The organism is Rhizomonospora bruguierae (assembly GCF_018397995.1).
Lineage (GTDB): Bacteria > Actinomycetota > Actinomycetes > Mycobacteriales > Micromonosporaceae > Rhizomonospora > Rhizomonospora bruguierae.
In genome coordinates this window covers 40,155-48,993 of the sequence record NZ_BBQH01000084.1, presented here as the reverse complement: position 1 = coordinate 48,993, position 8,839 = coordinate 40,155, and the positions used below count along the sequence as shown (strand labels likewise).

The following is an 8,839-nucleotide window of genomic DNA, read 5'->3' as shown; positions in this document are numbered from 1 at the left end:
TGCCACGTTCGCCCAGTCACCCGGACCCCTGTCCTCCCAGTCCAGGACCATACCGCGAGCACACGAACGCCGGTTTGCAACCGCCGGTCGGCCGGGATGACCCGTGTTGGCACCGGTTCACTCGGGTTGGCATCCGCTGGAGAGCACACACCGCGCACATCACGCAAGATCATGTTGTGCCGCCCGCTCCACCGGGTCCGGAGCCGCCGGCCGGCTGGCAGGAGCGCGCCTCGGCGGCAACCCCGGGAGGCTTCGAGCGCTGGCCCCAGCCTCGACGCGGACGCCGGGCCAGCGTTCGGCGGGCGGTGGTGGGCGAGTCGTTGCCGGGAGATGGGGCTTGCCGAGGGTCTGGTGTCGGTCGACCCTGGTGCGGACTGGTCGGCGATGGCGGGTGGCGTCACAGTTCGCCGGTGGTGGGCGGTGTGCCAGCGGCTTCGATGGGGATACGAGTGGCGGGCTGGGTTGTCAGGTGTGCGGGGCTGACGCGGTCGAGGCGGAGCCAGCGGATCGCTTGATGCGTGTGGCAGTGTCCGACGAGGTACCGGTGTCCTTGGGTGCGGGCCAGGAGCATCGGACAGGACCGAAAGCCCGGCCAGCACCGGCACCAAGATGGCGTCGGAGACGATACCCAGGAGGTCACCTGCGACCGCGCCGGTGGTCGAGCCAAGAGCGAGCAGGCACCCCGGCGACATCCTCGTCGTACCGGCACCGGACCGGCGCTCCCGCCTCCCTGCAAGACCTGCTCACCACTGTCGGCGACCTACGCAGCCCGCGGCGGCGGCTTCACCTCGCTGCACGAGAACCTCGACACGGCCACCCCCGGCGGCCGGCTGCTCTTCCAAATCTTCGCCGCCCCTCGCCGAGTTCCTCCGCGAGCTGATCGTCGCCGGCACCCGCGAGGGCTTGGCCGCCGACAAGCTGCGGCAAGAGCCGCCGTCCCAACGCCCCGGCCCGCGGGCCCCGGTCCTGGTCGTCGGCGACGGCGCGCTCGGGTTCTGGAACGCGCTGCCGCAAGGTGTTGGTGATGGAGGAACGCCTGCTCGATCGACTTGTCGCCGATCTGTACACGGCCGCAACCAGGTGACGGGTTCGGGAGCCGGCGGACCATCAGCCGCAGATCGAACCACCAAGGGCCCGCGTATCGAACATAGATCCGCCGCAGATCGAAAGCAAACACCCTCGCAGATCGAAACCGTATCGGCTATCCTGACACACGTGCCCACACCGCACCTGATCCCGCGCCGCGCCGCCGCGCAGGTCGACGCCGCCCTGGCCGACACCCGCGTCGTGCTGGTCAGCGGAGCACGCCAAGCAGGTAAGAGCACCCTGGTCCGCATTGTCGCCGGCGATCGCCTCGCCGAGCGCCGCGACCTCGACCGGACACAGGACCGGGCCGCGGCGATCGCCGACCCGGTCGGCTTCGTGGACTCCGGCGAACTCCTGGTCGTTGATGAGATCCAGCGCGCTCCGGAACTGCTGCTGGCCATCAAGGCAGCCGTCGACGAGGACCCTCGGCCCGGCCGGTATCTGCTCACCGGATCATCGCGGCTGTTCGGCATGGTGGCTGCCCCGGACGCGTTGCCCGGCCGGATGGAAACCGTCGAACTCTGGCCGTTCTCCCAAGGCGAACTCGATGGAGAGCCGGACGGATTCGTCGACGCCATCTTCGCCCTCGGCCCCGAACTGCGACACGAGTCGGACGTTACCCGCGCCGACTACGCGACCAGAATCGTGCGGGGCGGCCTGCCCGAGGCCACGACCCGCGCCGACTCGCGGCGCCGCCAACGGTTCCTCGACGCGTACGTCCAAGCACTCATCGATCGCGATGTCCTGCAGCTGTCCGACATCCAGCACAAGGGCGAGCTGCGCAAGCTGGTACGCCTGCTCGCGGCCAGATCCGCGACCATCATTGCCGCCAACTCCCTCGAATCCGCACTCGGGCTGAGCCGGCCGACGATCGCCCGCTACCTCCAGGCACTGGAAGAGATCTTCCTGGTCAAGCGGATCCCCGGTTGGTCCCGCAACCTGGGCACCCGCGCCACCGCCGCTCCAAAAATGATCTTTGTCGACTCGGGCATCGCCGCCAACGAGATCGCGACCGACGTCCGGGCGCTGCTCCGGCCGGGCGCCCCGTTCGGCCCGCTGCTCGAAGCATTTGTCTTGTCCGAGCTGTCCCGTCAGCTCACCTGGTCGGAGCAGTTTGCCGACCTGTCCCACTACCGCGACCAGAGCAGGTACGAAGTCGACGCGGTGCTCGAGAACAGATCCGGCCACGTCGTCGGAATCGAGGTCAAAGCAGCCACATCCGTCGGACCCAATGACTTCCGCGGGCTACGCCGACTCGCCGACCGGCTCGGCGACGACTTCATCGCCGGCGTCGTTCTCTACACCGGAACCTCCACGCTGCCGTTCGGCGACAGACTCCGCGCCCTACCAGTCAGCGCCCTGTGGCAGGTTTCCGCCCCGGCAGCAGACTGACCTCGCTCTCGTCCCAGATCGCTTCCATCAAGTGAGGCTCATCGATCACTGAGCCATCTGGGCTGCTGATCTTTGGCAAGCGAGCACAGCAACCCGTTGTTGCGACCGGCATCCAACAGAGGGAACGAGAAAGCCGCAGGCAGAATGCCCACAGCCCGGATTGAGCAGCGCCCGGAAACCGTTGCTCTATCCCCTGAGCTACGAGGGCGCGAGGGCCTAGATAGTCCTAGCGACTTTGGGGTTCACCTGGGGTGGCCGGGAGTGGCCCATGTTCACCCACCGCACCCGGAACCTGTTCGCTCAGTCCAGGATCACGCGAACCCCGGGTGCGACCGACGGTCACCCGCGGTGGCACACCCGCAAATCAGTACGGAGTGATGGGCTTCGACTCGGATGATAGGGTGCTCTCGATCGAGGAGAAGCCGGCGAAGCCGAAAACGCGCTATGTCGTACCGGCTCTCTGCTTCTACGACAACCGGGTGGTCGACATCGCCGGCCAGCTCACCCAGCCCGTGCGGAGAGCTGGAGATCGCGGCGATCGATGAGACCTATCGGGAGTGGGAGGAACGGCTCGTGACGGTGCTGGACCGGGGTGCGGCGTGGCTGGATACCGGTAGCCTCACCTCGGTGATGCAGTCCACCGAGTTCGTCCGGGTCATCGAGGAGCGCCAGGGCGTGAAGGTCGGGTGCCTTGAGGCGGCCGTCTGGCGCGCGCGGTTCATCGACGATGAGCGGCCGGGGTCGCTGGGCACATGCGGCTACGGCTCCCACCTATCCGACCAACGGCGCCCGGTGGTCGGGCACGCCGAGCCCGGCGGTGGCGCCGGGCCGCTGCACAACGGGGAAGCGGGCCAATGAAGATCCGGCCGTTAGGCATCGACGGAGCGTGGGAGATCACGCCGGTGCAGCACGTCGACCCGCGCGGGATGTTCACCGAGTGCTACCGCTTCGACCACCTCGCCGCCGTGGTCGGGCACCCGCTGCGGCTCGCCCAGGGCAACCTCTCGGTCTCGGCCCGCGGTGTCGTGCGCGGCATCCACTTCGCCGACACCCCGCCCGGCGAGGCCAAATACGTGACCTGCGTACGAGGGGCGATCGTCGATGTGGTGGTGGACATCCGGGTGGGCTCGCCGACCTTCGGGCAGTGGGAGGCGGTCCGCCTCGACGACGTCGAGCGCCGCGCTGTCTACCTCAGCGAGGGCCTCGGGCACGGGTTCTGCGCGCTGACCGACGACGCCACCGTCAGCTACCTCTGTTCGGGCACCTACGATCCGTCGACGGCGCGCGCCGTGCACCCCCTCGACGAGGAGTTGGCGATAACCTGGCCGGTCTCGGCGCCCCTGCTCTCGGAGCGTGACACCACGGCGGCGAGCCTGGCCGAAGCACGTGCGGCGGGACTACTGCCCGATTACCAGGCCTGCCGCGCGATCGCGGAGAGCCTGCATGCAGCCGCGCCCCGTACCTGACGCAAGGCCGTCACGCCTGCGGGTTTCCGTCGCCGGCTTCATCGGCTCCGCGCGTCGCTGATTTCACTCAGCGCCAGCAGCACGATGGTGTCCGGGGCGACCGGCCCGAACAGCGCAGTCTACGGGCACAACCCCTCGATGTGGTAGACGTCGATCCCGCCGTGGCGATCGAACAGGCCACATCGGCCAATACCTGGCCATTCCGGCCGCCGTCGCCACCTCTTCACCGCCGGCGCAGACAAGCACATCCTTCGATTATCCGGTAGGCTCACGCAGGTCGGAAGTGCCTCCTCGCAAGAGACCCTGATAGATGTCGTAATCACCATTTTTGCCTTACCTGACAGGCACTTTCGCCTATCCGGACCTTACGAAACCATCGCAAGACCACCCCCTTCGTGATCAGCCAGGGGTGACCTCGAAGGCTCGCAGGGAAGGGCGAAAACCGTGCCTCTCGTGTCAGTGATTTGCCCGACCTGGAACCGAAGCGCCGCAATCAGGTCCACCATCGATTCGGTCCTGGCCCAGACCCGTGCCGACCTGGAGATGCTGGTGATCTCAGATGGCTGCACGGACGACACCGAGGCGGCGGTGCTCGCGGCATCGAACGACGATCACCGAGTACGGCTGCACCGGATCGAGCACAGTGGACACCCGTCGCGGGCGATGAACGCCGGGCTCGCCGCCGCCAGCGGTGAGGTCATCGCCTACATCGACCATGACGACCGATGGGCCCCGGATCACCTGGCCACGCTGCTACCGCTGCTCGACGATGGTGCGGACATCGCGGCAGCCGGGTCCACCTGGGTGGACGCGGAGGGCGCCTTGATCTCCGAGCGGCCGGCCGCGTCCCTGTTCTGGCATCCCGAGATCCAGGTCATAAATCCGGTCTTCGAGAATTCACAGGCCGTACACAGGGCCGAGTTGCTCACGCGGGCAGGGCCCTGGCGGGTCGCTCCGCACGGCCTGGAGGACTGGGACATGTGGCTGCGCATGACGGACCTGGGCGCCCGGTTCCGCACAACCGTGCACCGCACCGTATTCAAGACCATGGCTTGGGCAAACCGTCATCGGCGATTGCCGAAAGCGCACGGGCTGGTGCTGGCGTCGTTCCCGGATGTCGGGAGCGCCCGCCGGGGGCTCGCCGCCTTGAGTCAGCCGGCCGCCGCTGAAGAACTCGCCAGGGCCGGCCACTCGGATCGCCTCCAGTGGTACCGGCACCTCGCCGAAACCGTCGAGTTTGTGTTCCCGATCGGCTTCGCCGGGGATCGCTCCGCAGCCACGGCGGCCGTGCCGGCGGCCCTTGCTCAGGCGCAGGAAGCAGATCGGGGCTTGGAGGATCCGGTAACGGTACGGCTCAAGCCCTCCACCAACAATGATCGGCGGGTCGAACTGGTCCAGGACATCAATTGCATGACCACCGAGCACGCTGAGCGGTATCAGGCCGTTACCCTCCGCGCATACTCGCGGTTTTTCGCCATCGTCGAACAGGTCACCGCACCCTTCGGCGGTGCACTACCCAACGGAAGGAATAACTGACGTGACAGCAACGGTCCCCCCGATGACGGCCGGCCGGGCCGATGTACCGGCCACCGTGGCTGCCAGAGACCTGTACTTGGACCTGCTACAGAAGGTGCTGGTCAACTCCATCTACCAAGATCCGGGCATGCTCTACCCGGACGGCGCCACCCGCGAGGAGATCGCCGGCCACCGTGAGGTCCGGGAGTTCGACCCCAAGCGCCGCTCCAATGGTTTCGATTTCCCGACCGTCGCGCACACGATGATCGGCACCCGCCGGATGGACAATATCCGCACCTGTGTGGAGACCGTACTGGCGGATGCCGTACCCGGCGACCTCGCCGAGACGGGGGTGTGGCGCGGTGGTGCGGTGATCTATATGCGTGGGATTCTGAAGGCCCATGGAGTCACCGACCGGTCAGTGTGGGTGTGCGATTCTTTTCGCGGGCTGCCTCCGGCGGATATCGAATCTTATCCCGACGATGCCGGAATACCGTTCGATGCAATGACCGATGTGCTCGGCGTGTCGCTGGAACAGGTGAAGGAAAACTTCCGGCGGTACGGCCTACTGGACTCCCAAGTCCACTTTCTCGAGGGATATTTCCGGGACACATTGCCCACCGCATCCATCGAGCAGCTGGCGGTGCTGCGGCTGGACGGCGACATGTACGAGTCAACCATCAACGCGCTGGACAACCTCTACCCGAAGCTGTCTCCCGGCGGGTTCCTCATCCTTGACGACTACCGGCTGGTACCGGCCTGCCGCCGGGCAGTAACGGACTACCGACGTCAGCACGCTATCGACACGCCGATCCGGCCCATCGATGCCTGCGGTTCCTACTGGCGCAAGGAGGCATGACCGTGGCCAAGCCGTCTGCACGGCCGGCACAACCCGCGGCGGCCTGCCGGGTGTGCGGTGGGACCGTGTCCGCCTTCCTGGATCTCGGCCGGCAGCCCCTGTCCGACGCCTTCCGCAAGCCGGACGAGACCGCCCAGGAGTTCTCCTTCCCGCTGGTGGTTGGCAACTGCCGGGACTGCTCGATGACGCAGCTGCTGCACGAGGTCCCGCGGGAGCGCATGTTCCACGCCGAGTACCCGTACCGCTCCTCCGGCTCGACCACGATGACCGCCCATTTCACCGCGGTCGCCGAGCGCTTTCTGGCTCATGAGCTGGGTGGTGCGGACCCGTTCATCGTCGAGATCGGCAGCAACGACGGCGTTATGCTGCGCACCGTTGCGGCGGCCGGTGTCCGGCATCTGGGTGTTGACCCGTCCAGCGGAGTCGGACTCACGGCACAGCACGGCGGCGTGCGGGTGCGCGATGACTTTTTCCAGGAGTCAACGGCCCGAGACATCGCCGCCACCGAGGGCCGTGCGGACGTCATCTACGCAGCAAACACGTTCTGTCACATCCCGTACGTCGACTCGATATTCGCCGGAATCGACGCGCTGCTGCGCCCGGACGGCATCTTCGTGTTCGAAGACCCGTACATCGGCGACATTCTCGACCGGCGATCGTTCGACCAGATCTACGACGAGCACTTCTACTTCTTCTCGGCCACGTCGGTGCGGGCGATGGCCCGGAACTTCGGCTTCGAACTGGTCGACGTGGAACGGCTCGAGGTGCACGGCGGTGAGGTGCGATACACCCTCGCCCGGCCGGGCCGCCGGCGGGCCGACGCGCGGGTGGCCGCCCTGCTCGATGCGGAGGCGCACCGCGGGCTAGCCGGCCCCGAGCCGTACGAGCGTTTCGCCCGCGAGGTTTACGCCATCCGCGAGGACCTCCGCACGCTATTGACCGGCCTACGCGAGCAGGGCGTGCGGGTCGTCGGGTATGGCGCGACCGCGAAAAGCGCGACCGTGAACAACTTCTGCGGTATCGGCCCGGACCTCGTGGAGACGGTGTACGACACCACCCCGGAGAAACAAGGCCGACTCACCCCGGGCACGCACATACCGGTGGCGCCGATGGCGGGCTTCCGGGCCGACCCTGCGCCGTACGCGCTGCTGTACGCATGGAACCACGAGACGGAGATCCTGGCGAAGGAATCCGCCTTCCGGGAGGCCGGCGGGCGCTGGATCCGGTACGTGCCGGAGGTCCGCGTCGATTGAGCCGGGCATCCGCTGCCCGTGCACCGGGCAGCGGATGCCGCCTCAGACCGGGCGTTCGAGCTTGGCGTGCACCCGATTGCCCAGGAACGCCGCTCCGGGGACGACCACCTTGACCACCGCGAGGTCGGGACAGGTGGTCAGATCCACCAACAGTGGCTCCTGGCCGACGACGTCACACACCACGCCCGCCAACCAGCTGAGTTCCCGGGAGACGTCCTCGAATTTCGCGGCCGGGGCCGGTGTCTGCGCCGCGAAGGTGACTTCTGGTGCCGGGAAATGGGACAGGTATTCGGCTTTCGCCCGCGGCCGCTCGAGATATCCGTAGTAGTCCTCGAGGTCGTCCCGGCTGCCGACGATGGCCGCGAGCCGCCCTTGTGCTGCCTCGGTGACCGCCCGCGATACCGCGACCAGCGGATCGGAGTGCGAGCCGTAGCCCGCGCAGGGCATGGCGAACTCCCAGCTCCAGATCACCGCGCGGTAGGTGGGGATGCCGAAGGCGTTCGGAAGGTGCTGGATGGCGATGCGGCCGCCGGCGGCCAGCACCGACCGGGTCAGGCCGGCGCACACCTCGTCCGGGATGGAGCGGGGGTCCACGGCGGGCGCCGCGGCGACGTCGCTGAGAGATGGCCGGCACAGCACGTCTCGCTCGATGATCTCGTACAACGCGTGCAGCGCCGCCTCCTCCCACACGTTCCCGGAGGCCAGCCCATTGCTGTTGGCGCGCAACGACGCCGGGCTCCAGTGCTGGGTGCGGGGGTCCGGGAAGAACACGGCATCGCGCGGCACCGGCACCGGCTTGCCGGAGATCATGCCGACCGCGTTCACCCAATCCAGCGGTGCGCGGTCGGACAGGAACGGACCCTGTACGACGCCGAGTTCGCTGATCCGGTACGGCAGGCCGAGAGCATCCGCCGGCGTGTCGGTGTGCGCGAGTGGCAGCGGCGTGTGCTCGGCATGCCAGAGTTCGATGCACTCCATCGCCGCGGAAACCTTTGCCAGGGTGAGGGTCTGGCCCTTGCCCTGCGAGACGCACAGCGTCCAGGACAGCGGCCGGGCGGCCATCGCGACCGGGATGCCGAGGGTGTCCAGCCCGGTGACGTCCGAGATTCGGGTTATCCCGAAGTCGCTGAGCCGGGGTCGGATGATCTCCCAGGTCTCTTCGGGGCGGCGCACCCGGTGGGTGCCCTGTACGTATGCCTTGGCCGTGCCGGGCCTGGCCGAACCGACAGCCATCGCACCGGCCGGTGGCCCCGCCACGGGCCTTGCAG

The 8,839-nt window shown here is 67.7% G+C and carries 9 protein-coding genes; 7 read left to right on the top strand and 2 right to left on the bottom strand.

What is annotated here, in order from left to right; all coding sequences use genetic code 11:
* Nucleotides 1-397: 397 nt before the first annotated feature.
* A complete protein-coding gene (locus KJS59_RS32365) occupies nucleotides 398-571 on the bottom strand; it encodes a WYL domain-containing protein (RefSeq protein WP_213456344.1) in 174 nt (57 codons plus the stop codon).
* 644 nt (nucleotides 572-1,215) lie between these two features.
* Here KJS59_RS32365 and KJS59_RS27625 point away from each other — a divergent pair.
* The 7 genes from KJS59_RS27625 to KJS59_RS27600 all read left to right on the top strand — a co-directional run bounded on the left by KJS59_RS27625 (nucleotide 1,216) and on the right by KJS59_RS27600 (nucleotide 7,571).
* Nucleotides 1,216-2,478 (top strand): ATP-binding protein, encoded by a 1,263-nt coding sequence (locus KJS59_RS27625; protein ID WP_213456353.1) that lies wholly within the window; start codon nucleotides 1,216-1,218, stop codon nucleotides 2,476-2,478.
* Between the two features lie 401 nt (nucleotides 2,479-2,879).
* Nucleotides 2,880-3,023 carry a hypothetical protein gene (locus tag KJS59_RS31520; RefSeq protein WP_249714980.1) on the top strand — a complete coding sequence of 48 codons (144 nt, stop codon included), beginning with the start codon at nucleotides 2,880-2,882 and terminating at the stop codon, nucleotides 3,021-3,023.
* A gap of 28 nt (nucleotides 3,024-3,051) precedes the next feature.
* On the top strand, nucleotides 3,052-3,336 hold the full coding sequence (locus KJS59_RS31515) for a glycosyltransferase family protein (RefSeq protein ID WP_249714978.1): 285 nt from the start codon (nucleotides 3,052-3,054) through the stop codon (nucleotides 3,334-3,336).
* On the top strand, nucleotides 3,333-3,944 hold the full coding sequence (locus tag KJS59_RS27615) for a dTDP-4-dehydrorhamnose 3,5-epimerase family protein (RefSeq protein WP_213456342.1): 612 nt from the start codon (nucleotides 3,333-3,335) through the stop codon (nucleotides 3,942-3,944). Before KJS59_RS31515 ends, KJS59_RS27615 begins: the two co-directional genes overlap by 4 nt.
* A gap of 453 nt (nucleotides 3,945-4,397) precedes the next feature.
* Complete coding sequence (locus tag KJS59_RS27610) at nucleotides 4,398-5,480, top strand: glycosyltransferase family 2 protein (protein ID WP_213456339.1); 1,083 nt, start codon at nucleotides 4,398-4,400, stop codon at nucleotides 5,478-5,480.
* Between the two features lie 22 nt (nucleotides 5,481-5,502).
* The gene (locus KJS59_RS27605) at nucleotides 5,503-6,318 is read left to right on the top strand and encodes a TylF/MycF family methyltransferase (RefSeq protein ID WP_213456337.1); all 816 of its coding nucleotides are present in this window, start codon (nucleotides 5,503-5,505) and stop codon (nucleotides 6,316-6,318) included.
* Complete coding sequence (locus KJS59_RS27600) at nucleotides 6,315-7,571, top strand: class I SAM-dependent methyltransferase (RefSeq protein ID WP_213456335.1); 1,257 nt, start codon at nucleotides 6,315-6,317, stop codon at nucleotides 7,569-7,571. The genes KJS59_RS27605 and KJS59_RS27600 overlap by 4 nt, the downstream gene beginning before the upstream one ends.
* Nucleotides 7,572-7,613: 42 nt before the next feature.
* Here KJS59_RS27600 and KJS59_RS27595 read toward each other — a convergent pair whose 3' ends face one another.
* A complete protein-coding gene (locus KJS59_RS27595; RefSeq protein ID WP_213456333.1) occupies nucleotides 7,614-8,804 on the bottom strand; it encodes a YcaO-like family protein in 1,191 nt (396 codons plus the stop codon).
* Nucleotides 8,805-8,839: the final 35 nt, after the last annotated feature.